Annotated in this window: 21 protein-coding genes and 2 tRNA genes; 15 read left to right on the top strand and 8 right to left on the bottom strand. The window is 61.1% G+C overall.

Features of this window, described 5'->3' with window-relative positions; translation table 11 throughout:
* The first annotated feature begins 13 nt into the window (after positions 1-13).
* The 3 genes from AD666_RS14670 (at position 14) to pdeM (ending at position 4,198) form a co-directional block, all read left to right on the top strand.
* A complete protein-coding gene (locus AD666_RS14670) occupies positions 14-778 on the top strand; it encodes an ABC transporter ATP-binding protein (RefSeq protein WP_053152982.1) in 765 nt (254 codons plus the stop codon).
* Positions 779-1,055: 277 nt separating this feature from the next.
* Positions 1,056-3,542 (top strand): ligase-associated DNA damage response DEXH box helicase, encoded by a 2,487-nt coding sequence (locus AD666_RS14665; protein ID WP_053152977.1) that lies wholly within the window; start codon positions 1,056-1,058, stop codon positions 3,540-3,542.
* Positions 3,542-4,198 carry a ligase-associated DNA damage response endonuclease PdeM gene (gene pdeM, locus AD666_RS14660; protein ID WP_053152975.1) on the top strand — a complete coding sequence of 219 codons (657 nt, stop codon included), beginning with the start codon at positions 3,542-3,544 and terminating at the stop codon, positions 4,196-4,198. The genes AD666_RS14665 and pdeM overlap by 1 nt, the downstream gene beginning before the upstream one ends.
* Before the next feature lie 25 nt (positions 4,199-4,223).
* Here the strand turns inward: pdeM and AD666_RS14655 are convergent, their stop codons facing one another.
* Together AD666_RS14655 and dcd are read right to left on the bottom strand one after the other, a co-directional pair.
* Entirely contained in the window at positions 4,224-4,439 is a 216-nt protein-coding gene (locus AD666_RS14655; RefSeq protein ID WP_053152974.1) for a hypothetical protein, read from the bottom strand.
* A gap of 101 nt (positions 4,440-4,540) precedes the next feature.
* A complete protein-coding gene (dcd, locus tag AD666_RS14650) occupies positions 4,541-5,107 on the bottom strand; it encodes a dCTP deaminase (RefSeq protein ID WP_017126297.1) in 567 nt (188 codons plus the stop codon).
* 352 nt (positions 5,108-5,459) lie between these two features.
* On the opposite strand from dcd, the gene AD666_RS14645 reads away from it, so the two are divergent.
* Positions 5,460-5,669, top strand: a complete 210-nt coding sequence (locus tag AD666_RS14645) for a cold-shock protein (protein ID WP_024780123.1) — start codon at positions 5,460-5,462, stop codon at positions 5,667-5,669.
* Positions 5,670-5,860: 191 nt separating this feature from the next.
* Here the strand turns inward: AD666_RS14645 and AD666_RS14640 are convergent, their stop codons facing one another.
* Positions 5,861-6,868, bottom strand: a complete 1,008-nt coding sequence (locus tag AD666_RS14640) for a DUF481 domain-containing protein (protein WP_053152973.1) — start codon at positions 6,866-6,868, stop codon at positions 5,861-5,863.
* Between the two features lie 134 nt (positions 6,869-7,002).
* On the opposite strand from AD666_RS14640, the gene AD666_RS14635 reads away from it, so the two are divergent.
* From AD666_RS14635 to AD666_RS14620, 4 genes are all read left to right on the top strand, one after another.
* Positions 7,003-7,380: an MGMT family protein gene (locus AD666_RS14635; RefSeq protein WP_371259593.1), complete on the top strand. Its 378-nt coding sequence runs from the start codon at positions 7,003-7,005 to the stop codon at positions 7,378-7,380.
* A gap of 44 nt (positions 7,381-7,424) precedes the next feature.
* On the top strand, positions 7,425-8,984 hold the full coding sequence (locus AD666_RS14630) for an AmpG family muropeptide MFS transporter (RefSeq protein WP_053152970.1): 1,560 nt from the start codon (positions 7,425-7,427) through the stop codon (positions 8,982-8,984).
* 129 nt (positions 8,985-9,113) lie between these two features.
* Positions 9,114-10,829 (top strand): proline--tRNA ligase, encoded by a 1,716-nt coding sequence (locus AD666_RS14625; RefSeq protein ID WP_053152967.1) that lies wholly within the window; start codon positions 9,114-9,116, stop codon positions 10,827-10,829.
* 17 nt (positions 10,830-10,846) lie between these two features.
* Entirely contained in the window at positions 10,847-11,800 is a 954-nt protein-coding gene (locus tag AD666_RS14620) for a hypothetical protein (RefSeq protein WP_053152964.1), read from the top strand.
* Positions 11,801-11,871: 71 nt separating this feature from the next.
* On the opposite strand, the gene dinB is transcribed toward AD666_RS14620, so the two are convergent.
* Positions 11,872-12,933 carry a DNA polymerase IV gene (dinB, locus tag AD666_RS14615; RefSeq protein WP_053152962.1) on the bottom strand — a complete coding sequence of 354 codons (1,062 nt, stop codon included), beginning with the start codon at positions 12,931-12,933 and terminating at the stop codon, positions 11,872-11,874.
* A 282-nt stretch (positions 12,934-13,215) separates the two neighbouring features.
* On the opposite strand from dinB, the gene AD666_RS14610 reads away from it, so the two are divergent.
* The 4 genes from AD666_RS14610 (at position 13,216) to AD666_RS14595 (ending at position 17,686) form a co-directional block, all read left to right on the top strand.
* Positions 13,216-13,292, top strand: a tRNA-Met gene (locus tag AD666_RS14610).
* 218 nt (positions 13,293-13,510) lie between these two features.
* Positions 13,511-13,587: transfer RNA gene (locus AD666_RS14605), tRNA-Met, on the top strand.
* A 170-nt stretch (positions 13,588-13,757) separates the two neighbouring features.
* Entirely contained in the window at positions 13,758-16,397 is a 2,640-nt protein-coding gene (mprF, locus tag AD666_RS14600) for a bifunctional lysylphosphatidylglycerol flippase/synthetase MprF (protein WP_053152960.1), read from the top strand.
* Positions 16,397-17,686: a virulence factor family protein gene (locus AD666_RS14595; protein WP_053152958.1), complete on the top strand. Its 1,290-nt coding sequence runs from the start codon at positions 16,397-16,399 to the stop codon at positions 17,684-17,686. Before mprF ends, AD666_RS14595 begins: the two co-directional genes overlap by 1 nt.
* A 107-nt stretch (positions 17,687-17,793) precedes the next feature.
* On the opposite strand, the gene AD666_RS14590 is transcribed toward AD666_RS14595, so the two are convergent.
* The 4 genes from AD666_RS14590 to AD666_RS14575 all read right to left on the bottom strand — a co-directional run bounded on the left by AD666_RS14590 (position 17,794) and on the right by AD666_RS14575 (position 23,468).
* The gene (locus tag AD666_RS14590; RefSeq protein WP_053152956.1) at positions 17,794-19,554 is read right to left on the bottom strand and encodes an L-tyrosine/L-tryptophan isonitrile synthase family protein; all 1,761 of its coding nucleotides are present in this window, start codon (positions 19,552-19,554) and stop codon (positions 17,794-17,796) included.
* Positions 19,555-19,581: 27 nt separating this feature from the next.
* Positions 19,582-20,301: an HAD hydrolase-like protein gene (locus tag AD666_RS14585; protein WP_053152953.1), complete on the bottom strand. Its 720-nt coding sequence runs from the start codon at positions 20,299-20,301 to the stop codon at positions 19,582-19,584.
* Positions 20,298-21,293 (bottom strand): isocyanide synthase family protein, encoded by a 996-nt coding sequence (locus AD666_RS14580; RefSeq protein WP_053152950.1) that lies wholly within the window; start codon positions 21,291-21,293, stop codon positions 20,298-20,300. The genes AD666_RS14585 and AD666_RS14580 overlap by 4 nt, the downstream gene beginning before the upstream one ends.
* A 273-nt stretch (positions 21,294-21,566) precedes the next feature.
* Positions 21,567-23,468 carry a potassium transporter Kup gene (locus AD666_RS14575; RefSeq protein ID WP_053152947.1) on the bottom strand — a complete coding sequence of 634 codons (1,902 nt, stop codon included), beginning with the start codon at positions 23,466-23,468 and terminating at the stop codon, positions 21,567-21,569.
* Positions 23,469-23,740: 272 nt separating this feature from the next.
* Between AD666_RS14575 and rimO the strand changes: the two genes are divergently transcribed.
* The 3 genes from rimO to AD666_RS14560 all read left to right on the top strand — a co-directional run bounded on the left by rimO (position 23,741) and on the right by AD666_RS14560 (position 26,454).
* A complete protein-coding gene (gene rimO / locus AD666_RS14570; protein ID WP_053152944.1) occupies positions 23,741-25,081 on the top strand; it encodes a 30S ribosomal protein S12 methylthiotransferase RimO in 1,341 nt (446 codons plus the stop codon).
* A 113-nt stretch (positions 25,082-25,194) separates the two neighbouring features.
* Complete coding sequence (locus AD666_RS14565) at positions 25,195-25,668, top strand: GNAT family N-acetyltransferase (RefSeq protein ID WP_053152941.1); 474 nt, start codon at positions 25,195-25,197, stop codon at positions 25,666-25,668.
* A 75-nt stretch (positions 25,669-25,743) separates the two neighbouring features.
* On the top strand, positions 25,744-26,454 hold the full coding sequence (locus AD666_RS14560; RefSeq protein WP_053152937.1) for an rRNA pseudouridine synthase: 711 nt from the start codon (positions 25,744-25,746) through the stop codon (positions 26,452-26,454).
* Positions 26,455-26,474 lie beyond the last annotated feature (20 nt).

The raw sequence follows: 26,474 nt of genomic DNA, 5'->3' as shown, positions 1-26,474 counted from the left end.
GGATGCACGTTCCATGTACAAACTGACCATCGAAGGCCTGCACAAAAGCTATGGCCAGCACGAGGTACTCAAAGGCGTTTCCCTCAAGGCCCGGACCGGTGACGTCATCAGCCTGATCGGCGCCAGCGGCTCGGGCAAAAGTACCTTCCTGCGTTGCATCAACTTCCTTGAACAACCCAACGACGGTGCCATGAGCCTGGACGGCCAATCGATCCGCATGGCCAAGGATCGGCACGGTATGCATGTGGCCGACCCGAATGAGTTGCAACGCATCCGCACGCGTCTGGCCATGGTGTTCCAGCACTTCAACCTGTGGAGCCACATGACTGTGCTGGAAAACATCACCATGGCGCCACGCCGGGTGCTGGGGGTCGACAAGCAGGAGGCCGAGGCCCGTGCCCGTCGCTACCTCGACAAGGTTGGCCTGCCGGCGCGGGTCGCCGAGCAATACCCGGCGTTTCTTTCCGGCGGCCAGCAACAGCGGGTGGCCATCGCCCGGGCCCTGGCGATGGAGCCGGAGGTGATGCTGTTCGACGAACCCACTTCCGCCCTGGACCCCGAGTTGGTGGGTGAAGTGCTGAAGGTCATCCAGGGCCTGGCCGAAGAAGGACGGACCATGATCATGGTGACCCATGAAATGAGCTTCGCCCGCAAGGTCTCGAACCAGGTGCTATTCCTGCATCAGGGGCTGGTGGAAGAAGAAGGCGCGCCGGAAGACGTACTGGGCAACCCGAAGAGCGAACGGCTCAAGCAGTTCCTCAGTGGCAATCTGAAGTAGCCCTTCCCTGGAAAAGACTCTATAGGAAAGGCTATGGAGCAAGGCACTGCGGGGGATCACACTGTGGGAGCAAGGCTTGCCCGCGATGAAGGCGATGCGGTCTGTCATAGACCGAGACGCCTGTATCGCGGGCAAGCCTTGCTCCCACAGTGCCTTGTTCCCACAGAGCCTCGCTCCTGCAGTCTCATGCTCCCACAAGCCCTGCGCCGTCATCTTTAAACCTTTCGCCTTTCGGCGTGGTCACTGAGAGAGGACTTTCAGGGCGCACGCGGCAGGCATGGCAACCTCCAACAATTTCGCAAACCAGTGGTTCAGCGCTCGCGGCTGGAAGCCGTTCGCCTTTCAGAAACAGGTATGGGCCGCAGTCAAGCGAGACGAGTCCGGGCTGCTGCACGCCAGCACCGGCGCCGGCAAGACCTACGCCCTGTGGTTTGCCGCCCTCAACCGTTTTGCCCGCCCCGCATCAACGCCAGATAAACCGCGCAAGCGCAAGCCACCGGCCGAACCGTTGACCATCCTCTGGATCACGCCGATGCGCGCATTGGCTGCCGACACCGGCAAGGCTCTAGAAGCGCCCCTGCAAGCGTTGCAAATTCCCTGGAGCGTCGGCCTGCGCACCGGCGACACCAGCGCCAGCGAACGGGCCCGCCAGGGCAGGCGCCTGCCCACGGCGCTGATCACTACGCCCGAAAGCCTGACCCTGATGCTCGCCCGCGCCGATTCGCAGAGCGCTACATCGACGCTGCGCATGGTTGTGGTGGACGAATGGCATGAACTGCTGGGCAACAAGCGTGGCGTGCAACTGCAACTGGCGCTGGCCCGCTTGCGACAGTGGCACCCCGGACTCATCGTCTGGGGCGTGTCCGCCACCCTGGGTAACCAGGCCCATGCCGAGCAGGTCTTGATCCCACAGGGCAACGGAATCAGCGTGCAGGGCGCGAACGAAAAAGCCCTGCTGGTCGATACGCTGCTGCCTCCCGCCCTCGAACGGTTTCCCTGGGCCGGACACATTGGCCTGAAGATGCTGCCCCAGGTCGTCGCCGAAATCGAGGCCAGCAACAGTTGCCTGGTCTTCACCAATACCCGGGCCCAATCGGAAATCTGGTATCAGGCCATTCTCGAAGCCCGGCCGGACTGGGCCGGGCTGTTTGCATTGCACCACAGCTCATTGTCCCGCGATACCCGGGACTGGGTGGAGCGCGCACTCAAGGATGGCGAACTCAAAGCGGTGGTCTGCACCTCCAGCCTGGACCTGGGCGTGGATTTCCTGCCGGTGGAGCGGGTGCTGCAGATCGGTTCGGCCAAGGGCGTGGCGCGGCTGATGCAGCGGGCCGGACGTTCCGGCCACGCGCCCGGACGGACCTCACGAATCACGCTGGTGCCGACCCACAGCCTGGAGTTGATCGAAGCCGCCGCCGCGCAGGACGCCGTGGCCCAACGGCGTATCGAACCTCGCGAATCTCCCCACAAGCCGCTGGATGTGCTGGTGCAACATCTGGTCAGCATGGCGCTGGGCGGCGGCTTCGTGCCCGACGAATTGTACCGGGAGGTGCGCGGCGCCTGGGCCTATCGCGACCTGAACGAAGCCGAATGGACCTGGGCGCTGGCATTCGTGCGCCATGGCGGCCTGTCATTGACCGCCTACCCCGATTACCGACGGGTCGAACCGGACGAGCAAGGCATTTGGCGCGTCCCCGATGCGCGCCTGGCCCGGCGTCATCGCATGAGCATTGGCACCATCGTCAGCGACGCCAGCCTGCAATTGAAGTTCTGGAGCAAGGGCGGAGGCGGCAAAACCCTGGGCAGTGTGGAAGAAGGTTTCATCGCCCGTCTGCGACCCGGTGACGGGTTCCTGTTCGCCGGACGATTGCTGGAATTGGTCCGAGTCGAAGATATGACCGCCTATGTGCGACGCAGCCAGGCGAAAAAAGCTGCCGTTCCGCGCTGGAACGGTGGACGAATGCCGCTCTCCAACGAGCTGGCCGCCGCCGTCGTGGCGCGCCTGAGCGAAGCCGCTGCGGGTCGCTTCGAAGGCCCGGAAATGCAGGCCGTACAACCTTTGCTGTTGACTCAGCAGCGTTGGTCCGGATTACCCACACAAACCACTTTGTTGGCCGAAGCCCTGAAATCCCGGGAAGGTTGGCATCTGTTTCTCTATCCGTTTGCCGGCCGCCAGGTTCATCTGGGGCTCGCCAGCCTGCTGGCTTGGCGCGTCAGCCGGCAGCAACCGGTGACTTTTTCCATCGCCGTCAACGATTACGGCCTGGAACTGCTCAGCGCCACGGCGGTGGATTGGTCGCAGCGCCTGAACCGGGAGCTGCTGAGCGCCGACAATTTGCTGGCCGATGTTCTCGCCAGCCTGAATGCCGGGGAACTGGCCCTGCGACGCTTCCGTGAAATCGCCCGGATCGCCGGCCTGGTCTTCGCCGGCTACCCCGGCGCACCGAAAAGCACCCGGCAGGTCCAGGCTTCCAGTGGGTTGTTCTTTCAGGTGTTCAAGCAGTACGACGCCGACAATCTTTTACTGGCCCAGGCCGGCGAGGAAGTCTTACGGGAAGAATTGGACATACGCCGATTGGAGCAGACCTTGGAACGCCTCAATACCTTGAAGCTGGATCTTTACGCTATCAAGCGCCCCACTCCGCTGGGGTTCCCTTTGCTGGTGGAACGGTTCAGGGAAAGCATGAGCTCGGAAAAACTGGCCGATCGCATCCGCCGGATGGTCAGCGAGCTGGAAAAAACCGCCGATCGTGGTGACCGCTGATGCCTGCACCCTATCCTGTCAGCCTCGCCGGCGAGGAACTCTGGTTACTGCCGCAGAAAGCCCTGTACTGGCCCGCCCAGGAAATCCTGATGGTGGCGGATGTACATTTCGGCAAGGCCGCCGCCTATCGCAGCCTCGGCCAGCCGGTGCCCCACGGCACCACCGCCAGCAACATCGCCATGCTGGACGCCTTGCTGGATAGCCTGCCGTGCCGTCAGTTGATCTTCCTCGGTGATTTTCTCCACGGCCCCGGCTCCCATGCGCCGGCGACCTTGAAGGCGCTTGCCGAATGGCGTGAACGACACCCGCACCTGGCGATGACCCTGATCCGCGGCAACCACGACAAACGTGCCGGTGACCCGCCGCCGACGCTGAACATTCGCGTCGTGCCGGAGCCGTTGCTGCTGGGCCCCTTCGCCGTGCAGCACGAGCCCCATCCACACCCGAGTCGTCATGTCCTGGCCGGACATGTGCATCCGGTCTATCACTTGAGCGGCAAGGGTCGGCAGCGCCTGCGCCTGGCGTGTTTTCGCCTGGGTAGCGAAATCAGCCTGCTACCGGCCTTTGGCGCGTTCACCGGAGGCTTACGTGTCGAACAGGACAATGACTGCAGAATTTTCGTGATCGGCGACGACGAAATATGGCCCATCAACTGAAAGAGGTTGATGGGCCAGCATTCGATCAGGCGGTAGGCACAGGAGGCGGCTCGTCCGGCAGCACAGGTTCGCCAGTCTCGTCAGGGTCAGCAGGCTGTTCGTTGGGGGTATCGGGATCGGGCTGGCCAGGAATGCCGCCCGCCGCTTCGACAGGGTGGGCCAGCAGGGACCAGGCCAGGACGCCGATCTGGTTGGGCTCAAGCCTTGCCAGTTCGGCACTGATGCGCGGATCGATCTTCATAGAGCAACTCCTGAGCGAAAGCCCGCTGCTCAGACGCAAAAACGGGCAGTACACCCCAATAGAGTGTCTGCCCGTCCAGGAATTCCGACAGCTCGTCAGAATCAGGTGCGCGGCAACGTCACGCCGCGCTGGCCCTGGTACTTGCCGCCACGGTCCTTGTAGGAGACTTCGCATTCTTCATCGGATTCGAGGAACAGCATCTGCGCTACACCTTCGTTGGCGTAGATTTTCGCCGGTAGGGTTGTGGTGTTGGAAAACTCCAGGGTCACGTGGCCTTCCCACTCCGGTTCCAGCGGCGTGACGTTGACGATAATGCCGCAACGGGCATACGTGCTCTTGCCCAGGCAAATGGTCAGCACGTTACGTGGGATGCGGAAATACTCGACCGTACGCGCCAGCGCGAAGGAGTTCGGCGGGATGATGCAAACATCGCTCTTGATGTCGACGAAACTCTTCTCATCGAAATTCTTCGGATCGACGGTGGCCGAGTTGATGTTGGTGAACACCTTGAATTCATCGGCGCAGCGCACGTCGTAACCGTAGCTTGAAACACCGAACGAAATCAGCCGGTCGGCGCCTTCGCCACGCATCTGGCGCTCCACGAACGGCTCGATCATGCCGTGCTCTTGCGCCATGCGGCGAATCCACTTGTCCGATTTGATGCTCATGGCGGGTGTCCTGATAGCGAGGTGGAGAAAAACTGTCCGGCATCTTACCGGGGCATGGGACGGGTTCAAAGTGCAGCGAGCAAATCTCGCCGATCCGCCTTGATTTCCGGGGCCTGCCGGCAATCGTGCGCGCCGTCAGTCACTAAAACCGAGAAACCTTCGCAAAGACCATTGGCACGTTACGGAAAAAGGGTTAAGGTGGCGTCACTGTGCTGCTTGTGTCACTGAGAATCTCTACACGATATGTTGAATTTCGATCCAACCATCTACAAGAATTTTTCCTGCTCTTTGCACTCAGTCTCGGCCAGGGTTCTTCCTGAGTCGCAGTTATCTTTGTCCAAGGAGTTACACCATGTCTAATCGCCAAACCGGTACCGTCAAGTGGTTCAACGATGAAAAAGGCTTCGGCTTCATCACCCCACAATCCGGTGACGATCTGTTCGTACACTTCAAAGCTATCCAATCCGACGGCTTCAAAAGCCTGAAAGAAGGCCAACAGGTTTCTTTCGTCGCTACCCGCGGTCAGAAAGGCATGCAAGCTGAAGAAGTAACAGTTATCTAACTGTTCCTGATCCAGCAAAAGCCCCGCCCTCAAAAGCGGGGCTTTTTTATGCCTGCCTGCTTTAACCAGGCACAAAAAAACTGTGGGAGCGAGCCTGCTCGCGATAGCCATTTGTCAGTCAGCCTCGGTATGGCTGATCTGCCGCTATCGCGAGCAGGCTCGCTCCCACAGGGTTTATCCCTGGCCCGGGGTTACCAGGTCACGCCAAACCCGGCCGTATAGCGGGTCTTGCTCAGGTCGCTATCCTCGGTGCCCTCGATGACATCCTTCTCGGCCTTGAGGTTGAGCGACGCCCAGTCGGTGACCTTGTAGCGCAGCCCCACCTCGGCATCGTAGGCGTACTCCGCGACACCGGACAGTGGCTTGCCCACTTCCCCATTGGTGAAGAACTCGACGCGCTTGCCCATGAGGTACCGGTTGTAGTCCCACTTCATGGCGACGGAATAGAAATTGTCCTTGCCGCCGTCCCGGTACTCGTAGTCCGTGCGGTTCAACAGCGAGCCCAGCGAGAACGCCCCGAGTTCGTCGTCCCAGAACTGATAGCCCGGACCGGTACCCACCACGCGCTGGCGGGCCAGGTCTTCGACCTTGTCGCGCTTGTAATTGAGGCGCCCCTGCCAGAACCATTTGTCCGTCAGGAACCGGTCGAGAGAATATTCCAGCCTCCAGTTGTCGGCCGAGACCACGTCGTCCTGGAATTCCCGGTTGTACTCGCCCTCGGCGGTATGCCGCCATCGGCCATGGCGCGCCGAGGTCTTGAAGTCGATGTCGTAATCGTCGGTATCGTTTTCCGCGCGTTGATAATCCAACGCGGCATCGATGTTGCCCTTCCACACCAGGTCTTCGACCACTGGCTTGGGCTTGAGGATCTGCTGGATACTGGCCAACTCCACCGTCTTGGGCCCTTCGCCGTTGGCCAGGGTGACCTTGCCGTCGTCGGCCGCTTGCAGGGCCTTGGCTTTTTCACCGGTGTAGGCGTCCTGCTTGACCAGTAGCTGCTGGTCGCTCTCAAGGGTCTTGACCTGGTTCCAGTCGATGGGAACGGCACCTGCATAATCGGTCTGGATCAGCAACTTGCCGCCATCGAAAACGGTGATTTTTCCGCTGAGCTTGTCGCCGTTCTTCAGCCAGACGGTATCGGCAAGCAAGGGCATGGAGGCGCTGGTGACAGCTAGGCATAACAGGGTTCTGGACAACATAAGCGATAATGGGCTCAAGTTTTCGGTGAAAAGGCGGCATTATCCCCCGGGATGACACCTCAGCAACGACTGACCCGCGTAGGGGGAATGAGTTCATTTCTCAACCGCTCCTGTAGGAATTAATCTACGGACGGATACATTTCTCAGGAAAACCTAACGTGACTGATCTTCCTGCGGCCCCCGAAGATGCCGCGCAAATCCGCCGCACCACCCTTTACCTGACCCTGGCGCAGGTACCGGCCGGCAAGGTGGTCACCTATGGTCAGCTCGCCGAGATGGCCGGCCTGGGGCGGGCAGCCCGCTGGGTTGGCCGGACTCTCAGCCAGCTGCCGGACGACACCCGGCTGCCCTGGCATCGGGTGCTGGGTGCCGGCGGTCGGATCAGCCTGCCGGCGGGCAGCGCTTCGGGGGACGAGCAACGCGCCCGGCTGCGCCTGGAGGGCATCAGTGTCCTGAACAATCGTGTTGATATTCGGCGTCATGGCTGGCGCCCGGTAGAGCACAGCGGTTAGAGTGCGCGCTTTGTTTTCGCAATTTTTGAGGCAGACTCCAGCCCATGCCCCGTAAAACCTGGCGCGCCGCCCTCGCCGCCTATGCCAGTCCTTCGACGCTCGTGCTGTTGCTGCTTGGCTTCGCCGCCGGCTTGCCCTACATGCTGGTGTTTTCCACGCTTTCGGTCTGGTTGCGCGAGGCTGGCGTGGCCCGCGAAACCATCGGGTATGCGAGCCTGATCGGCCTGGCGTATGCCTTCAAATGGGTCTGGTCGCCGTTGCTCGACCAATGGCGCCTGCCACTGCTGGGAAAACTCGGGCGACGCCGTTCATGGCTGGTACTTTCCCAGGGCCTGGTGATCCTGGGCCTGGTCGGCATGGGGTTCTGCGATCCGCAGAAACACCTGTCCTGGTTGATCGCCATCGCCGTGATCGTGGCCTTCGCTTCGGCTACTCAGGATATCGCCGTCGATGCCTATCGCCTGGAAATCGTCGACGACACGCGCCAGGCTGCCCTGGCCGCCAGTTACATGTCCGGCTACCGGGTCGCTGCGCTTCTGGCCACCGCCGGCGCGCTCTACTTCGCCGAGGGTTTCGGTTCCACCGGTTTCAGCTACAAACACTCGGCGTGGGCCGGCACGTACCTGTTGTTCGGCGTGTTGATGGTCCCGGCTCTGCTCACTTCGGTGTTCATGCGCGAACCACCGGTACCGCTGCGCACGCAACTGCAGGCCGGACGCTATACGTTCGTCCACCAGTTGGCGTCGGTGTTCGTGTTGATCGTCCTGCTGGTGTCGGTCCCGGCGATGTTCACCCAACTCTACAACACCGACTTCGCCAGCGTGCTGTTCGAGGGCGTCAGCCTGCTCGACCTTTTGCTTGAAGACCGCGCTTTCCTGCGGGCCATCCTTTATATCATCCTGACGGCGATGTGCCTGTCGAGCATGGGGCGCCGCGGCCTGGCACCGGTGCTCACGCCCGTCAACGACTTCATCCTGCGCTACCGCTGGCAGGCCCTGCTGCTGCTCGGGCTGATTGCCACCTACCGGATGTCCGACACGGTCATGGGCGTCATGGCTAACGTTTTCTACATCGACCAGGGCTTCAGCAAAGACCAGATCGCCAGCGTCAGCAAGATTTTCGGCCTGATCATGACCCTCGTCGGAGCCGGCATGGGCGGCTTGCTGATCGTTCGCTTCGGCATCCTGCCGATTCTGTTCACGGGCGGCGTCGCTTCGGCCGCGACCAACATCCTGTTCTTGATGCTCGCCGACATGGGCCCGAACCTGAAGATGCTGGTGCTGACCATCTCCCTCGATAACTTCAGCTCCGGTCTTGCCACCTCGGCGTTCGTGGCGTACCTGTCGAGCCTGACCAACCTGAAGTTCTCCGCCACCCAGTACGCCCTGCTCAGCTCGATCATGCTGCTGCTGCCACGCTTGATCGGTGGCTATTCCGGCGTAATGGTGGAGAAGTTCGGCTATCACAACTTCTTCCTCATCACCGCCTTGCTCGGCGTACCGACCCTGCTGTTGATTGCCCTGCACTGGTTCCAGGAAAATCGTCGCCAGGGCCCGATCGACCCCGTGGAGTCGACACCCACCCGGCCGGCGGAAGAATCGTAGGAAACTTCACTAAACGCTGGGGAAACCGGCGTTAGTAACAGGCAACCGGCCACGCGCCTGTACGCCAGGGCATCTCCTCCGTACAATGCTTCGTCATTTCCAGTTATCAGCAACCGACAACGGCCAACCATGCGCACCAGTCAATTTTTGCTCGCCACACAGAAAGAAACGCCTTCCGACGCGGTCGTGATCAGCCATCAGCTGATGCTGCGTGCCGGCATGATCCGCAAACTTGCCTCGGGCCTGTACACCTGGCTGCCGATGGGCCTGCGGGTGATGCGCAAGGTAGAAGCCATCGTGCGCGAAGAAATGGATGCCGCCGGTGCCCTGGAAGTGTTGATGCCCGGAACCCAGCCGGCCGAGCTGTGGCAGGAATCGGGACGCTGGGAAGAGTACGGCCCCGAGCTGCTGCGCCTCAAGGACCGTCACGGTCGTGACTTCTGCGCGGGGCCGACTCACGAGGAAGTGATCACCGACCTGATGCGCAACGAGCTGAGCAGCTATAAGCAGTTGCCCATCAATCTGTATCAGATCCAGACCAAATTCCGTGACGAGATCCGTCCACGCTTCGGCCTGATGCGTGGTCGTGAATTCATCATGAAGGACGCCTATTCGTTCCACGCCGACCTGGCGTCGCTGCAGGTCACCTACGACCGCATGCACCAGGCGTATTGCAACGTGTTTACCCGCCTGGGCCTGAAATTCCGTCCTGTCGAAGCCGACAACGGCTCCATCGGCGGTGCCGGCTCCCACGAATTCCACGTACTGGCCGAGTCCGGTGAAGACGACATCGTCTTCAGCAGCGGTTCCGACTATGCCGCCAACATCGAAAAAGCCGAAGCCGTGCCACGGGAAACCTCCCGTCCCGCACCGACCGAAGAGCTGCGTCTGGTGGATACGCCAAACGCCAAGACCATCGCTCAGCTGGTGGAAGGCTACAACCTGCCAATCGAGCGCACCATCAAGACCCTGATCGTGCACGCCGAAGAAGAAGGCAAGCTGATCGCCCTGATCGTCCGTGGCGATCACGAGCTGAATGAAATCAAGGCTGCCAATCAGCCAGGCGTCGCCAGTCCGCTGGTCATGGCCTCCGACGCCGAACTGCGCGATGCCATCGGTGCCGGAGCCGGCTCCCTTGGCCCGTTGAACCTGCCGCTGCCGATCATCATTGACCGCTCGGTGGAACTGATGAGCGACTTCGCCATCGGCGCCAACATCGACGACAAGCATTATTTCGGTGTGAACTGGGAGCGCGACCTGCCGGTTCCCACCGTGGCCGACCTGCGCAACGTCGTGGCCGGCGACCCGAGCCCGGACGGCAAGGGCGTGCTGGAAATCAAGCGCGGCATCGAAGTCGGCCACATCTTCCAGCTGGGCAACAAGTACAGCAAGGCGATGAAGTGCGAAGTGCTGGGTGAGAACGGCAAGCCGGTCACCCTGGAGATGGGGTGCTATGGCATTGGCGTGTCCCGCGTAGTGGCGGCGGCCATCGAGCAGAACAACGACGAGAAAGGCATCATCTGGAGCGACGCCCTGGCGCCGTTCCAGATCGCCCTGGTGCCGTTGCGCTACGAGACCGACCTGGTACGCGAAGCCACCGACAAGCTCTACGCCGAACTGACGGCCGCCGGCTTCGAAGTACTGTTGGACGACCGCGACAAGAAAACCAGCCCCGGCATCAAGTTCGCGGACATGGAACTGATCGGCATCCCGCACCGGATCGTCGTCAGCGATCGCGGCCTGGCCGAAGGCAACCTGGAATACAAGAGCCGTACCGAGGCCGAGCCGCAAGCGCTGCCGGTCGCCGACGTGCTGTCCTTCCTCCAGGCCCGTATCCGCCGCTGACACCAGATAGAGACGTCATGTTCAAGCGAAACACCTTAGGCCTCAGGGGCGTCGCACTGTGCGGCGCCCTGCTGGTCAGTGGCTGTGCCAATCAAATGTCGCAACGCAGCGAGCACGAGGAACGGGTCGAGCGCAAATTGCTCGACCACAGCCTGCAGATCGATGCAGGCGAACCCAAGGTGCTCGACCTGCCGCAGCGCCGGGTGCGCATCAACGAGCAGAAGACCTTCGAAGTCACCGAGTTCGAAGTCACGCGCCATTACGACCGCTACACGCCCTACCAACCCTGGCGGGAAATCTATGAGATCCCCCTTGGCGCCGTGGCGCTGGTGGCCGGTATCGGCGCAAACGTGGTCAACGTGATCACCTTCGGCAACGTGCCGGACAGCGCGACCCACGACTGGATCAGCTACGGTGTTTCCGGACTCAACCCGTTCATGAACGTGCCGTCCCATGGCCGTGCCCAGCAGAACCTGGCCGGAATCGACGAAGTCCAGCGTGACAAACGCACCGAATACTCTAGCCTGCCCTGGAGCGAACGCCCGGTGCAGGTCAAGGCTGCCCGGCAAACCTTCGAGCTGAGCACCGACCGTAACGGCGTGCTGCGCTTGAATCTGTTGGAAAGCCCCTTCGCCGAATATGACCCGAGCCATTTGGGTAAATTGCAGATCAGCGTGACGGACGCCCTGGACGAGGTCCATACCGACTCCTCCCTGAGCGTCAGCAGCAACCTGCGTAACAAGTTGGTTGAAGCCCATGCGCTGATTTATGACGATCTGGAAGACGACGAAGTGAGTCAATGGGTCCACCGGGTCAAGCGCCTGTCGGAACTGGGGCTGGAAGAAGAGGCCAGCGAGCTGGAACAGAGCCTCATCGAATTGACCCGCAACGATCCGGAACTGCAGACCGAATTCCTGAAAGCCCTGACCAAGGATGGCGGCCGACTGGTGGCGGATCCGGGCGCGAACTGAAGCACAACCTTTGTGGCGGGGGATTTGTCCCTTCACCACAAAGAAGCGCCTGGTGCAGCCCCCCCGCAACCTCAGCGCTCAAACAACTCCAACTGCTCGAACCCACCCCGTAAATCTTCCAGCCGTACCCCAATACCCAGCAGTCGCACCGGTTTGCCCCCACGGTTGAATGCCTGGGTCAACAGCAACTGATAGCTGCCCAGATCCCGCCCTGCCCCGGCCTGCTCCAGAGTCGTCTGGGTAAAGTCGTGGAACTTCACTTTGACAAACGGTTTGCCGGGCCGATAGCTGCTATCGATTCGCGCCATGCGCCCGCTCAGGGTTTGCATCAGTTCCGGCAGTTTGTCGAGACAACTGGCCAGATCAGGCAAGTCGACGTCATAGGTGTTTTCCACGCTGATGGATTGCCGTCGGCTGTCGTTGTGCACCAGGCGCTCGTCAATACCACGAGCGAGGTTCCACAGCCGCTCTCCGAAACTGCCGAACTCACGCACCAGCGCCAACTTGTCCCACTGGCGCAGTTGCAAACAGTCGGCGATCCCAAGCCTGTTCAGTTTATCGGCGGTCACCTTGCCGACGCCATGGAGCTTGCTGACTGGCAGGGTCGAAACGAAGTCCTCGACCTGGTCCGGCGTAATGACGAACAAACCGTTGGGTTTCTTCCAGTCACTGGCGATCTTGGCCAGGAACTTGTTCGGCGCGACCCCGGCGGACACCGTGATATGCAGCTGGTTGGACACCCGTCGACGGATGTCCTGGGCGATCCGCGTGGCGCTGCCGCCGAAGTGAGCGCTGGCGGAGACGTCCAGATAGGCTTCATCCAGAGACAGCGGCTCGATCAGGTCGGTGTAATCGCTGAATATCGTATGAATTTCCTTGGACGCTTCCCGATACGCATCCATCCGCGGCTTGACGATGATCAGGTCCGGACACAGTTTCAAGGCATGCCCGGACGACATGGCCGAACGTACGCCGTACGCCCGAGCCTCGTAGTTACAGGTTGCGATCACGCCCCGCCGATCCGCCGACCCGCCGACCGCCATGGGCTTGCCGGCCAGCCGCGGGTCATCGCGCATTTCGATGGCAGCATAGAAGCAGTCGCAGTCGACGTGGATGATTTTGCGTTGCGTCATGGCGAAGCGGAATGTGAGGCAGATCGGACCGCCAGTATCGCATCCGAACCTGTATATAGCACCAGTAGTTTGAAAGATCCTTCGCGGAGGCAGGAAATGCCCACGCGGAATTTAATTTCCTCAATTGCAACGCCCCCTCCAATAGCCTCCAGCCCTTGCCGGGCCTGCGTCACAGGGCAGTCACAATGCATTCTTCCGAGGCTAAGCACTTGAAGCGGAACAGTTTTTCCCGGACCAAGGGTTGACAGCCGTTCAATCCTCTGTAGAATGCCGCCTCACAGACGCGGGATGGAGCAGCCTGGTAGCTCGTCGGGCTCATAACCCGAAGGTCGTCGGTTCAAATCCGGCTCCCGCAACCAAACGTCTGAAAAAGGCCATTCGAAAGAATGGCCTTTTTTGTGCTCGATAGTTTTTCAGTTACTCACACTTGTGGGGCTGAAGACTCGAGTTGTAGGACAATTTCCTTTTTAATTTCGAGCATTTAGCCGCATCGGCTGCGAATGGGCCGTTAATTTGACCTTGCTCTGTTTTAACGGTTGACACCTGAGCTTTCGCCTGTAGAATGCCGCCTCACAGACGCGGGATGGAGCAGCCTGGTAGCTCGTCGGGCTCATAACCCGAAGGTCGTCGGTTCAAATCCGGCTCCCGCAACCAAACGTCTAAAAAGAGGCCATTCGAAAGAGTGGCCTTTTTTGTGCCTGTTGTTTTTTGCGTTTGGTAAAAATCGACTTCATTACAAAAGTTTTGTAATTATTTTCTGCCGCAGGGATTGGTAACCTGGCCGGATACCCCCATCCTGTCGCGCATAGCTCAAGAGGTGATTGATGCGCGCCCACTCTGACCCGCAAGACACTGTTACCGCGACACAACCGATCAAGGCCGAACGACTGCGCTGGCTGGACCGGATCAGCCAGTACCGCCAGCCCTTGGGCCTCGCCGTCACGCTGTTGCTGTTTGCGATTGCACTGATTGCCTGTCGTCATCTGCTTAGCGAACTCGATCTTTACGCGCTACACGACTCGATCCTCGACGTGCCTCGCCCGGCCCTGCTTGGCGCCATAGCCGCCACGGTCACAGGTTTCATCATTCTGTTGGGCTACGAATGGTCCGCCAGCCGTTATGCCGGCGTGACGCTCCCTTCCCAGACATTGATCCTTGGCGGGTTTACCGCGTTTGCCATCGGCAATGCGATTGGCCTGTCACTGCTGTCGGGCGGTTCGGTGCGCTACCGATTGTATGCCCGCCATGGCCTCGGAGCGGCGGATGTCGCCCACATGACGTTGTTCGCCAGCCTGTCCCTGGGCTGTGCGCTACCGCCGCTGGCGGCCCTGGCCACTCTCAGCAACCTGCCCGCTGCCTCCGCGGCGCTGCACCTGCCCGCGACTTTGCTCGCAGCGATCTCCGTGGCGGTGTTGCTGGTCATGGGTGTGCTGGCCGTCGGTATCTACCGCCGACGCCTGCCTGAACAGCCTCATCGAGACAGCCTTCTGGTCAAGGCCGGACGTCGCACCCTTCGCCTGCCGGGCCGACGCCTGACCTTCCTGCAACTGATCATCACGGCACTGGACGTGGCCGCCGCCGCCACTGTGCTGTATCTGCTGCTGCCCGAGGCGCCGCCCTTCGGCGCATTCCTGTTGGTGTACCTGCTGGCGTTAGCCGCCGGCGTGCTCAGCCATGTGCCAGGCGGCGTCGGGGTGTTCGAAGCGATCCTGCTCGCTGCCTTCGCCGACAAACTGGGCGCCGCGCCGCTGGCCGCCGCCCTGCTCCTGTACCGTCTGATCTACGTGTTGCTACCCATGCTGGTGGCCTGCGTACTGCTGCTGATCAGTGAAGCGCAACGACTATTCCAGACCCGCCAGACCTTGCGGGCGGCGTCCGGTCTGGCGGCGCCGATCCTGGCGGTGCTGGTGTTCCTGTCGGGCGTGGTGCTGCTGTTTTCCGGCGTGACCCCGGAAATCGACACCCGCCTGGAGCACATCGGTTTCCTGATCCCCCATCGACTGGTGGACGCTTCCCACTTCGGCGCCAGCCTGGTGGGTGTCTTGTGCCTGTTGCTCGCCCAGGGCTTGCGCCGTCGCCTGTCGGCCGCCTGGATGTTGACCACCGTGTTGCTGCTGGTGGGCGCCCTGCTCTCGCTGCTCAAGGGCTTCGACTGGGAAGAGGCGACGCTGCTGACATTGACGGCCGCCCTGCTGGCTGTTTTCCGGCGTTCCTTCTATCGTCCGAGCCGCCTGACCGAGCTGCCTTTTTCCCCGTTGTTTCTGATCGCCAGTCTCTGCGTGCTGGGCGCTTCGATCTGGTTGCTGTTGTTTGCCTATCAGGATGTCCCGTACAGCCATCAACTGTGGTGGCAGTTCACCCTGGATGCCGATGCCCCACGGGGCCTGCGTTCGCTGCTGGGGGCCGCAGTGCTGCTGGTAGTCGTGTCACTGACCTGGTTGTTGCGTACGGCGCGGCCGGTGATCCATCTACCCACGGCCGAGGAGTTGGAGCGCGCCAAGGCGATTCTCATGACGTCTTCGCAACCCGACGGTGGCCTGGCCCTGACGGGCGACAAGGCGTTGCTGTTTCATCCCAACGATGAGGCGTTCCTGATGTATGCCCGCCGCGGCCGCAGCCTGGTGGCGCTGTACGACCCGATCGGACCGACCCAGCAACGGGCCGAAATGATCTGGCAGTTCCGTGACCTGTGCGATATCCATCACGCCCGGCCGGTGTTCTATCAGGTGCGCGCCGAGAACCTGCCCTACTACATGGACATCGGCCTGACGGCGATCAAGCTGGGTGAAGAAGCGCGGGTCGACCTCAAGCGTTTCGACCTCGAGGCCAAGGGCAAGGAGATGAAGGACCTGCGTTACACCTGGAACCGTGGCACCCGGGACGGCCTGTCCCTGGAAATCCACGAGCCGGGCCAGGCCCCGATGGACGAACTCAAGGTGATTTCCGATGCCTGGTTGACCGGCAAGAACGTGCGCGAAAAAGGCTTCTCCCTGGGTCGTTTCAGCAATGACTATCTCAAGCATTTCCGCATCGCGGTGATCCGCTTCGAGGGTCGTCCGGTGGCCTTCGCCAACCTGCTGGAGACCCACAGCCACGAGCTGGCCAGCCTCGATTTGATGCGCGCCCACCCCGACGCCCCGAAGCTGACCATGGAATTCATGATGGTCGGCCTGATCCAACATTACAAAAACCATGACTACGCCCGCTTCAGCCTCGGCATGGTCCCGTTGTCGGGCCTGCAACCGCGTCGCGGCGCACCACTGACCCAGCGTCTGGGCTCGATGGTGTTCCGCCGTGGCGAGCAGCTCTATAACTTCCAGGGGCTGCGCCGCTTCAAAGACAAATTCCAGCCTGACTGGGAACCTCGTTACATGGCTGTGCCTGCCGGACTCGATCCGCTGGTGGCGCTGGCCGATACCGCCGCCCTGATTGCGGGCGGCCTGACTGGACTGGTGAAACGCTGATGATGCAACGCTCCTGGCGATATGTAGTGGCCGCCCTGCTGGTGCTGGCGGTGATCCTCGGTGGCGGTTACTGGTATTGGAACCGCCCGGCCCCACAACCCACTCTCGAACAACTGACGCCCGCCGATGGCGCGCCGATGACCCGGGTCATTCCAGGTACCAAGCCTCGCGCCCAGGTCCTGGTAGCCGTCAATGAAGATCAGAAACTCAGCGATACACAATTGACGACCCTGAGCCGCAGTGGCTCGGCGCAGATCGTCCAGGTGATCCTGCCCAAGGACTGCATGCTGCAGGGGCGCGCCCTGCAAGCCGGCCTGAGAGAACTTCAAGGACCGGCGACGCTGGTCAGCGGCATCGGCCCGGGGGCCGTGCTGGCCTGGCGCTGGCTGGCCGAGCAGAAGGACGACAAGGCCAAGGCCGTCTCGGTGGACCTGGCCCTGGAAAAACCCGGTTGCACCCACCTGCTGCCCAAAAGCGCGGCCCACGGCCACTGGCTGGTAGCCTGGAACGACAACCCCGACGACACCAGCGCTGCTTTCGTGCGGGATCAGAAGAATGCCGAAACCAGCATCAGCGACTACGACATCAACTTGCCGCAAGTGCTGAACAACGAACTGCGCAAAATCCTGGTGGGCGCGGAAAAAGGCAAGGGCGGCCTGGCCATCCCGGTGGTCGAAGTGCCCGCCAGCCAGGCCAGGGATACCGTGACCCTGTTCCTCTCCGGCGATGGCGGCTGGCGTGACCTGGACCGCGACGTGGCCGATGAAATGGCCAAGCTCGGCTACCCGGTGGTGGGCATCGACACCCTGCGCTACTACTGGCAGCACAAGAGCCCCGAGCAAAGCGCCGTGGACCTCACCGAACTGATGCAGCATTACCGCCAGGTGTGGGGGACCAAGCGCTTCATCCTCACCGGTTATTCGTTCGGCGCCGACGTGCTGCCAGCCATCTATAACCGCCTGCCAGCCACCGAACAGCAGCGGGTCGATGCAATCATCCTGCTGGCCTTCGCCCGCACGGGCAGCTTCGAGATCGAGGTCGAAGGCTGGCTCGGCAACGCCGGCACCGAAGCCGCCACCGGCCCGGAGATGGCCAAGCTCCCCGCCGAAAAAGTAGTGTGCATCTACGGTGGCGAAGAAGCCGACGAAAGCGGCTGCACCGACAAGACCGCCGTGGGCGAGACCGTCAAACTGCCGGGCGGCCATCACTTCGACGAAAACTACCCGGCCCTGGCCAGGCGCCTGATCGACGAGATCAACGATCGGCAGCCCAAGCCCGCCGATCAGTAATTCGATACCGGCTTAACGACAAGCCCCTGCCGCCTTACAGCCTGCAGGGGCTTTTCGTTTTGGCGGTGCCAGCACCTTCGCGACCAAGCGCCCACTGAGGGGTGGTCTTAGTAGACCTGAACCCGCCACAACTCCCGCGAAGCGGAACCCGCCGACATCGGCAGCCGCCCGTGCAGCGTTCGATAGTTGTCGATCAGTACCAGATCGCCCTCGCTCCATTGATGGGCAATCAGGCACTCCGGGTCGTAGACCAGGCTGTTGACCCGATCCAGCAACGCCTGTTGAGCCTCCTCGTCATGATCCTGCACAGACTGGCTGAGAGTCTGCAACGTCGAATCGGTGCCTTCCTGATAACGCAGGATGAGTTCGCCGCTGCGGGGATGATGATCCACAAGGCTGTACATGCGTGGCGAACCGCCGAAGTAGGTCATTTTGGTGTAGTAGGTGATGTTCACCGCCTGCCATTGCCGGGCGACCTGTTGCCCGACCTTGCGCAACACGTTCCGGCTGTCGACGATGGTGGTCTGGCCTTCGCCCGGCAGCGGCGCCGTCTTGCAATACAACATGAACTTGCTGGCGCAGAATTTCGGGTTGCGCTGAACCTGAGCGTCGCTATCGGGCAGCATGTTCAAGTCCCAATGCAACGGTGTTTTCTCCAGCGAGTGCACCACACCTTGCGGTTTGTCCGCTGGCTTGACCACGTGTACAGCGCCGAAGGCCCATTCGTACAAGGTGCCAAAGCGTTCGCAACTGCGGGCGAAACTGTCCTGGCCCTCGAAATGGCAACCCTTGAGGCAAACAAAGCCGAAGGTTTCCACCAATGCCTCCAATAACCCCGTGGACAGTCGTTCGAAACCCAGCCCCAACGGATCCCGCACCACCAGGCCGAAGAGCGGCAGCTTTTGCAGCTCGTACTCGAAGCCTTGTGCCTGGGGACCTTCCGTCTGGTGGTAAAGCCACGGCCGCCCCTGCCAGGTGACCAGCACATGCTGGTCCAGGTCGACCTGGGCCCGGGCGCGCAGGCTCTGGCTCCCGTCGAGGTTACATACAGGCACGGCGTGCCAGGGACTGTCGACGCGACTCAACCCTTCGGCCAGCCCGACGGTAAATTTGGGCCCGGTATTGCTGTACTGATGGACCGACAATCGGATGTCATCGGGGAAGAAGCGATCCACCGCAGCATTCAAGGCCTGGCCACGCAGCATCATCTGATAGGCCTTGTAACTGATTTGCTGCAGGTACTCGTCCTCGCTCTGCCCTTCCTCGCGACACAGGCGCAGGTCGTTGTAGAGATGACTGCACAGATTGTCGTGGGTCCGACCGAGGGCTTCATCATGCTGGCTCTGTTCGATCAGGTCCCCCAGGTTTTTCCAGGGTAATCGGGCCTGCTTGACCAGGCTGGCGCGCACCGCCTCCGCACTTTGAGCCTGCGGGAACAGGTCTTCCATGCTGACCCACTCAATGGTGTGTGTCGTACACAGCTCACGCAGCGCCCGGTTATAGGCCGCACGAACGTCATCGCTCACCCCGACGATGTCATTGAACGTCGTGCCATCGCTGAGGATCGATACCACGCACCCAGGTTCATGCAGCGCGGCAATGGCCTGCCCCAGCTGATCGAGGCGTTCGATGGCCATGACCTCGCCATAGTCCGGCAGCACACCGAAGGTCTGGTCGATGGCATTGGGGGATTTGCAGGGAAAACCCGGCAGGATCAAGCGTACCGGACGGCGCTGATCGAAGCATTGCCCCAGCCGGAGTGCCAGACAGTCCCGGCCCTGTGTTTCGAAACGATCATCCGTACCCTTGAACAGGTAACCGGCCAGCAAATCGCTGACGGCCGTGATCCAGGCGTCTCTATGTTCCATGGAACAGCTTCCTTGAGAGTGGGTGTATCAACAGGTTTTGACGGTATCGCCATGCTCGGTGAACGCCTGCACGGCGCCACGGTGTTGCTTGAGGATGTGTAACAGCCCGGCCGGCTGTTCACAGTAGAAGTCGGGGGCCCGGGCCTGCCCGGCACACGTCGGACCATAGCCCCAGGCGACCATTGCCGAGGGCATGCCCGCGGCACGGGCAGTCTGCAGATCGATCTCCGTGTCTCCGACGAACAGACAGTGTCGGGGATCAACCGACAACCGTCGCGCGGCTTCCCATGCCACCACCGGCTGGGGTTTGAGCGAGCGGCCTGCACGGTGTCCCAGAATCGCGTTGAAAGCCGTGCGCGCGAGCAGCGACTCAGCGACACGGCAGGCCATGTCCTCGGCTTTGTTGGTCACGATCGCCAGTGGCAGTTGTAGCTCTCGACAGCCTTCGAGCATTGCCAATACACCACTGAAGGGCTTGGAAAACTGCACCAGATGATCCTGGTACAGACCCACATAACGCTGGTGCAGCATGCCCGCATCGGCGATACCAAACTGCGTCGCCACCGCCTCGATCATCGCAGTGGTACCACCGCCGATATAGCCCCGCACCGTTTCTGTTGTCAGCGATGGGCACCCGTGCGCCAGCAATACCTGGTTCAGGCACCAGGTGATGTCCGGCAAGGTGTCTACCAGGGTCCCGTCCAGATCGAAGAGCACGGCATCGATCCGCAACCGAGACGTTCTCATTGGGCACTGGCGTAGTGACAAGGACGCCCCTTGCGAAATACCAGCCGATGGAAGCGCTCGTCGACATTGCTGCGTTTTTCGAGGGTCACCACACCCCGTCGCTTGATTGCCACCGAATGCCAGGGCGTACGCCACAGGTCACTGGTCGGAACGAGGCGGATACCGATTTTCGTCGATACCGCCAGTTGCGGGTGAATCGACAGGCGCAGGCAATCCGGATAGCGCGCCTGCAATAATGCACTCCAGGCCTCACTGCGCTGGATCACTCGCTGAGAGGCCGGCTTGGCGATCTTCTTCACCGCGTTGAGGCTCATGCCGGCGAATTCATCAAGCCCCGAATAATCCTCGGACAGGAAACGATGGATACCGCAGTACATCAGCATCATGTGCGGATCGTCCTTGAAGCGCTGTTGCAACAGGATCAATGACTGACCGTGTTCGATCATCATTTCTTCGCGCATCGCGTCCAGGCAATCAAGTTGAGGGTAGGCATTCCTGAGATCGAAATGGGCAAAAGTGCCGCCGTAGTGCTGTTCGGCGTAATCCTGGATCGAGTCGGTATACGCCTTGACGTCCGCATCGGGGACACGCACCAGATCGGCAAACACATAACCATCCGAGCAGATGTGGATCAACGCACCGGGTGCATAAATCGCCTGGATCTGCGCGCACAGGCGATAGAGCTCATCGATGGCATGGTATTCAGCCAGGTCGGGCAAGTGGCTCAGGGTTTTCTTGCGGCTGGGGGATTTTCCGGGAAAGGCCGGCAAAACCATTTCAACTTTGCGACCGCTTTCGACTGCCCGCATGACTTTCGCAAGATGGGGCTCCAACACTTGCAAGGAAAGTTCGTCGCTTTCCCCGGGGGCGAGGCTACGACGGCGAAACAGGCATTCGAGAATCTGTTGGGCAATGTTCCGGGACGAGACAGGCTGATGCTCATGCACGCCCTGACCGCCCACCTGTTGAGCAACGGTGGTTGAACCCTGCATAGACAATCCTTGTTTGATAGTGACGGCAGCCAAATCCTTGGCCACCGGCAGATACTCCTTGATCTGCGGGCGGGTAAAAAATCCTACAGAAAGCAAACACTTGTCAAATTTTTCCGAAGCGCCACAGGACAGTGCTGTCACGGAATACCGGGACAGATGCCGCAAAAAAGCCCCCGCTGCCGCAAGGCAACAGGGGCTTTTGATTGACCGCTCCCACGCTCGGCCAGGAACGTTCAGCGCCCCAAAGCGCTGAACACAAATCGTCGGTGGGCGCTACATCTCGACCTGCGTCCCCAATTCAATCACCCGGTTCAACGGCAGATTGAAGAACCGCAAATTGCCATTGGCATTCTTCAACATGAAAGCGAACAGCAATTCACGCCAGCGGGCCATGCCTTCGAGCTTGGAGGCGATGACCGTCTCGCGACTGAGGAAATAAGTGGTGCGCATCGGGCTGAAGTCCAGGTCATCCAGATGGCAGAGCTTGAGCGCCTCAGGCACGTCCGGCTCGTCGGTGAAGCCGAAATGTAAAATGACCCGGAAGAAGCCTTCGCCGTAGGAATCGACCTCGAAGCGCCGTTGTGGCGGTACACGAGGGATGTCTTCGTACACCACCGTCAACAACACCACTTGCTCATGCAACACCTGGTTGTGCAGCAAGTTGTGCAACAGCGCGTGGGGCACGGCATCGGAGCGTGCAGTCAGGAACACAGCGGTGCCCTGGACCCGGTGAGGTGGTTGTACACGGATGCTGCTGATGAAGATCGGCAACGGCAGCGCACCCTCGTCGAGGCGCTCCACCAGCAACTGCTTGCCGCGCTTCCAGGTGGTCATCAGCACGAACAAGGCAATACCGGCAATGACCGGGAAGGCCCCGCCCTGGATGATCTTCGGCACGTTGGCGGCGAAGTACAGGCCATCCACCAGCAGGAAACCGAGCAATACCGGCACCGCCAGCACAGGCGGCCATTTCCATAGCAACAGGATCACGGCCGAGACCAGAATGGTGGTCATCAGCATGGTGCCGGTCACCGCCACGCCGTAGGCCGAGGCCAGCGCGCCGGACGATTCGAATCCCAGCACCAGCAGCACCACACCCACCATCAACGACCAGTTCACCGCACCGATGTAGATCTGGCCCTGTTCGGCGCTGGATGTGTGCTGGATATACATGCGCGGGATATAGCCCAGTTGGATTGCCTGGCGGGTCAGGGAGAACGCGCCGGAAATCACCGCTTGCGAAGCGATCACCGTGGCCAGGGTCGACAGCCCCACCAGCGGCAGCAACGCCCAGCTGGGCGCCAGCAGATAGAACGGGTTGCGCGCCGCCTCGGGATCCCCCAGCAACAACGCGCCCTGGCCGAAATAGTTGAGCATCAACCCCGGCAACACCAGGAGAAACCAGGCGCGGGCAATCGGTTTGCGGCCGAAATGGCCCATATCGGCGTAGAGCGCTTCGGCACCGGTCAGCGCCAGTACCACGGCGCCGAGGATCGCCACCCCCATGCCTGGATGGACCACAAAGAAACGCACTGCCCAGGCCGGGTTCACCGCCAACAGCACTTCCGGTTGCTGACTGATGCCGTAGACGCCCAGCGCACCGAGCACCACGAACCAGGTGACCATGATCGGGCCGAACAGGATGCCGATCCGCGCGGTGCCATGGCGCTGGATCAGAAACAGCGCGATCAAAACCACCAGGGACAGCGGCACAACCCAATGGTCGATGCCCTCGAACGCCAGCCCCAGGCCTTCGATGGCCGAGAGCACGGAAATCGCCGGGGTGATCATGCTGTCGCCGTAGAACAGCGCGGCGCCGATCAGACCGCAGACCACCAGCAACGTGCGCAGCCGGGCCCGGCTTCCCGCCGCCCGCCGTGCCAGGGCGGTGAGCGCCATGATGCCGCCCTCGCCCTGGTTGTCGGCACGCAGGACGAACATCATGTACTTGATCGACACGACCCAGATCAGCGACCAGAAAATCAGCGACAGGATCCCCAGCACCCCGTCATGGTTGACGGGTACGCCATAGGCACCGGAAAACACTTCCTTGAGGGTGTACAACGGGCTCGTGCCAATGTCGCCATAAACCACTCCGACCGCCGCGACCAGCATGCTAAGCGGGTTTGCGGCCGAATGCCCGGCCTCCACCGCCTGACTACTTGCCTGCCCCATCCAATACTCCTGATTCCCAAAACCCGTCTTCTTATACGCAACATGTTTTGTCACGCCCATGCGTCGCTTTACATCTAGTTACAGGTATTCAGTTGACTGTAAAAAGCAACAAAGCGCAAAGGCGCGAAGCATAGCGCAGCACTCGTCGTTTTTCCCCGCATAAAGCTGGTCAAGTGACGCATCCATCGCTAGAATTGCGCACTTTTTGATCAGAGGCGCGTCAGGCGCCCTGTCTCCGCATCAGAGACGATCCCCCTACACCGAGGTTAGACATGTCCACCACTACCGCGCCAGCCAATCCCAAGGTCGGCTTCGTTTCCCTGGGTTGCCCGAAGGCCCTGGTCGACTCCGAGCGCATCCTGACCCAGCTGCGCATGGAAGGTTATGACGTCGTATCCACGTACCAGGACGCCGACGTGGTAGTGGTCAACACCTGTGGCTTCATCGACTCGGCCAAGGCCGAGTCCCTGGAAGTGATCGGTGAAGCCATCAAGGAAAACGGCAAGGTCATCGTCACCGGCTGCATGGGCGTGGAAGAAGGCAACATCCGTGACGTGCACCCGAGCGTGCTGGCCGTGACCGGCCCGCAGCAGTACGAACAGGTTGTCAGCGCGGTACACGAAGTGGTGCCGCCGAAGCAGGACCACAACCCGCTGATCGACCTGGTACCACCACAAGGCATCAAGCTGACCCCACGTCACTACGCCTACCTGAAGATTTCCGAAGGCTGCAACCACAGCTGCAGCTTCTGCATCATCCCGTCGATGCGCGGCAAACTGGTCAGCCGCCCGGTGGGCGATGTACTCGACGAGGCACAACGCCTGGTCAAATCCGGCGTCAAGGAACTGCTGGTTATCTCCCAAGACACCAGCGCCTACGGCGTCGATGTGAAATACCGAACCGGTTTCTGGAACGGTGCTCCGGTGAAAACCCGCATGACCGAACTGTGCGAAGCCCTCAGCACCCTCGGCGTCTGGGTTCGTCTGCACTATGTCTATCCGTACCCGCATGTCGACGAGCTGATCCCGCTGATGGCCGCCGGCAAGATCCTGCCGTACCTGGACATCCCGTTCCAGCACGCCAGCCCGAAGGTCCTCAAGGCCATGAAACGCCCGGCGTTCGAAGACAAAACCCTGGCCCGTATCAAGAACTGGCGCGAAATCTGCCCGGACCTGATCATCCGCTCCACCTTCATCGTCGGCTTCCCCGGCGAAACCGAAGAAGACTTCCAGTACCTGTTGGACTGGCTGACCGAAGCCCAGCTCGACCGCGTCGGATGCTTCCAGTACTCCCCGGTCGAAGGCGCACCGGCCAACGACCTGAACCTGGACGTGGTACCGGACGACGTCAAGCAGGACCGTTGGGAGCGCTTCATGGCGCACCAACAGGCCATCAGCTCGGCGCGCCTGCAAATGCGCATCGGCCGTGAAATCGAAGTGCTGGTGGACGAAGTGGACGAACAAGGCGCCGTGGGCCGCTGCTTCTTCGATGCTCCGGAAATCGACGGCAACGTGTTCATCGACAACGGCAGTCATCTCAAGCCGGGCGACAAGGTCTGGTGCAAGGTAACCGATGCCGATGAGTACGATCTGTGGGCTGAACAGAGCAACTAACCTGTCGCTTCCACAGTAAATTCTGAAAGCCCTGCTCTTGCGACAAGATGCGGGGCTTTTTTACGGCTATCGTAAGGAGACCACGGGATACTCAGCACAAGGAACAGGCGGGCATGCGCCAGCATTCGGTCATTCACACCCCAAAACCCAGCGATTACCAGGAGCTGACCCAAGTATGGGAGGCTTCGGTGCGAGCCACCCATGATTTTCTGCCGGACAGCTACATCGAACTGCTGAAAAACCTGGTGCTGACCCGTTACCTGGACGCGGTGATGCTGATCTGCACCCGGGACGCTCGACTGCGCATCACCGGGTTCGCCGGTGTGGCGGCCGGCAAGGTCGAGATGCTGTTCATCGACCCGCAACATCGGGGCCAGGGACTGGGCAAGCAGTTGTTGCATTACGCCATGGAACATATGAACGCCGATCAGCTGGATGTCAACGAACAGAACCCACAGGCCCTAGGCTTTTACCTCAAGCAAGGGTTCGAAGTGGTCGGCCGTTCGGCACGAGACGGCATGAACCAGCCGTACCCGCTGCTGCACATGCGCTACCGTCAGCCCGAGCTGAAGGTCCAGAGCGGCTGAACGAGGCAAATCGACGCGCGATTAACCGGCGCCAGACAGGTACAATGACTGCCCTCTTTTCGTTACGGCCCTGTCATGACTGACCCGATTCGCCTCTCCAAACGCCTTATCGAACTGGTCGGCTGCTCCCGGCGGGAGGCCGAGCTGTTCATCGAGGGCGGCTGGGTCACCGTGGACGGCGAAGTGGTCGACGAACCGCAGTTCAAGGTCACCACGCAAAAAGTCGAGCTTGATCCGCAAGCCAAGGCCACCGCGCCGGAACCGGTCACCCTGCTGTTGAACGTTCCGGCGGGCATGGACGTGGACACCGCCATGGCCGGCCTGGGCCCGCAGTCCCTGAGCGAAGAACATCGCTTCGGCAAACGTCCGCTCAAGGGTCATTTCCTGCGCCTGACCGCCAGCGCCGACCTGCAGGCCAACGCCAGCGGTCTGCTGGTGTTCACCCAGGACTGGAAAATCCTCCGCAAACTCACCGCCGACGCGTCCAGAATCGAGCAGGAATATGTGGTGGAAGTCGAAGGCGAGATGGTCGCCCATGGCCTCAATCGCCTGAACCATGGACTGACCTACAAGGGCAAGGAGTTGCCTGCGGTCAAGGCCAGCTGGCAGAACGAGAACCGCCTGCGCTTCGCCATGAAGAATCCGCAGCCGGGGATCATCGCGCTGCTTTGCCAGGCGGTCGGCCTCAAGGCGACGGCCATCCGCCGCATCCGCGTCGGCGGCGTGTCCATCGGCAAGGTGCCGCTGGGTCAGTGGCGCTACCTGTCGGCCAAAGAGAAATTCTAATTTTCCGATGCCCCGCCGAG

It is taken from the genome of Pseudomonas sp. Pf153, assembly GCF_001269775.1.
GTDB classification, from domain to species: Bacteria; Pseudomonadota; Gammaproteobacteria; order Pseudomonadales; family Pseudomonadaceae; genus Aquipseudomonas; species Aquipseudomonas uvaldensis.
This window is presented reverse-complemented; position numbering and strand designations above follow the sequence as displayed.

What these genes read in the sequence shown, in the direction of transcription:
- AD666_RS14670 (WP_053152982.1), top strand. Translation starts at nt 14, where the DNA reads ATGTACAAACTGACCATCGAAGGCCTGCACAAAAGCTATGGCCAGCAC.
- AD666_RS14665 (WP_053152977.1), top strand. Translation starts at nt 1,056, where the DNA reads ATGGCAACCTCCAACAATTTCGCAAACCAGTGGTTCAGCGCTCGCGGC.
- pdeM (WP_053152975.1), top strand. Translation starts at nt 3,542, where the DNA reads ATGCCTGCACCCTATCCTGTCAGCCTCGCCGGCGAGGAACTCTGGTTA.
- AD666_RS14655 (WP_053152974.1), bottom strand. Translation starts at nt 4,439, where the DNA reads ATGAAGATCGATCCGCGCATCAGTGCCGAACTGGCAAGGCTTGAGCCC.
- dcd (WP_017126297.1), bottom strand. Translation starts at nt 5,107, where the DNA reads ATGAGCATCAAATCGGACAAGTGGATTCGCCGCATGGCGCAAGAGCAC.
- AD666_RS14645 (WP_024780123.1), top strand. Translation starts at nt 5,460, where the DNA reads ATGTCTAATCGCCAAACCGGTACCGTCAAGTGGTTCAACGATGAAAAA.
- AD666_RS14640 (WP_053152973.1), bottom strand. Translation starts at nt 6,868, where the DNA reads ATGTTGTCCAGAACCCTGTTATGCCTAGCTGTCACCAGCGCCTCCATG.
- AD666_RS14630 (WP_053152970.1), top strand. Translation starts at nt 7,425, where the DNA reads ATGCCCCGTAAAACCTGGCGCGCCGCCCTCGCCGCCTATGCCAGTCCT.
- AD666_RS14625 (WP_053152967.1), top strand. Translation starts at nt 9,114, where the DNA reads ATGCGCACCAGTCAATTTTTGCTCGCCACACAGAAAGAAACGCCTTCC.
- AD666_RS14620 (WP_053152964.1), top strand. Translation starts at nt 10,847, where the DNA reads ATGTTCAAGCGAAACACCTTAGGCCTCAGGGGCGTCGCACTGTGCGGC.
- dinB (WP_053152962.1), bottom strand. Translation starts at nt 12,933, where the DNA reads ATGACGCAACGCAAAATCATCCACGTCGACTGCGACTGCTTCTATGCT.
- mprF (WP_053152960.1), top strand. Translation starts at nt 13,758, where the DNA reads ATGCGCGCCCACTCTGACCCGCAAGACACTGTTACCGCGACACAACCG.
- AD666_RS14595 (WP_053152958.1), top strand. Translation starts at nt 16,397, where the DNA reads ATGATGCAACGCTCCTGGCGATATGTAGTGGCCGCCCTGCTGGTGCTG.
- AD666_RS14590 (WP_053152956.1), bottom strand. Translation starts at nt 19,554, where the DNA reads ATGGAACATAGAGACGCCTGGATCACGGCCGTCAGCGATTTGCTGGCC.
- AD666_RS14585 (WP_053152953.1), bottom strand. Translation starts at nt 20,301, where the DNA reads ATGAGAACGTCTCGGTTGCGGATCGATGCCGTGCTCTTCGATCTGGAC.
- AD666_RS14580 (WP_053152950.1), bottom strand. Translation starts at nt 21,293, where the DNA reads ATGCAGGGTTCAACCACCGTTGCTCAACAGGTGGGCGGTCAGGGCGTG.
- AD666_RS14575 (WP_053152947.1), bottom strand. Translation starts at nt 23,468, where the DNA reads ATGGGGCAGGCAAGTAGTCAGGCGGTGGAGGCCGGGCATTCGGCCGCA.
- rimO (WP_053152944.1), top strand. Translation starts at nt 23,741, where the DNA reads ATGTCCACCACTACCGCGCCAGCCAATCCCAAGGTCGGCTTCGTTTCC.
- AD666_RS14565 (WP_053152941.1), top strand. Translation starts at nt 25,195, where the DNA reads ATGCGCCAGCATTCGGTCATTCACACCCCAAAACCCAGCGATTACCAG.
- AD666_RS14560 (WP_053152937.1), top strand. Translation starts at nt 25,744, where the DNA reads ATGACTGACCCGATTCGCCTCTCCAAACGCCTTATCGAACTGGTCGGC.